The sequence below is a fragment of the Carboxylicivirga linearis genome (assembly GCF_018271995.1).
In the GTDB taxonomy this organism is placed as follows: Bacteria; Bacteroidota; Bacteroidia; order Bacteroidales; family Marinilabiliaceae; genus Carboxylicivirga; species Carboxylicivirga linearis.
This window is the reverse complement of sequence record NZ_JAGUCO010000143.1, coordinates 1-500: the sequence shown is the minus strand read 5'-3', so window position 1 is coordinate 500 and position 500 is coordinate 1. Positions and strand designations below refer to the sequence as shown.

Below are 500 nucleotides of genomic sequence, written 5' to 3'. Positions count from 1 at the left end.
GTTACTATGGGCGGTTTGGTTGGTACGCAGTTTACCAAAAACGAGTATGTAAAGCTGGGCTTGGTAGGTGCAGCAGGTGCAGGTGTTGAATCCATTATCAAGAAAGCCACAGGTAAAACCATCCTCCAAGGATTAGAGGGCATCATCGGTGATGAAGATTACAGCGATATGGATGAGATGGACGGGCTACGTGCCTTAAACCCAATTACACAAGCTCTCCCGGCAGCCGACATTGACATCGAGCGTGAAATTCAGGCTTCGGTATCAGGTGCAGCATCGGACTATTCGATGAGTGACGACCCAATTGGCAATGCAGCCAGCGATTATGCAATGAGCGATGAACCGATTGGCAGTTCAGATGATGACGATGAACCAGTTGGCAAAATCCAAAACCTCGACCCCGACAGCATGGACTATGACATCTTTTCGGGCGATATGATGGCATCCTGATTCTCACTAAATAACATTTAATCAATTTAATAACAAGGCTATTAAGCCGC

At 46.8% G+C, this 500-nt stretch carries 1 protein-coding gene; it reads left to right on the top strand.

Features of this window, described 5'->3' with window-relative positions; genetic code table 11:
* Positions 1–450, top strand: a 450-nt coding sequence (locus tag KEM10_RS25250; RefSeq protein WP_212221033.1) for a hypothetical protein, incomplete at its 5' end; no start/stop codon positions are given.
* Positions 451–500 lie beyond the last annotated feature (50 nt).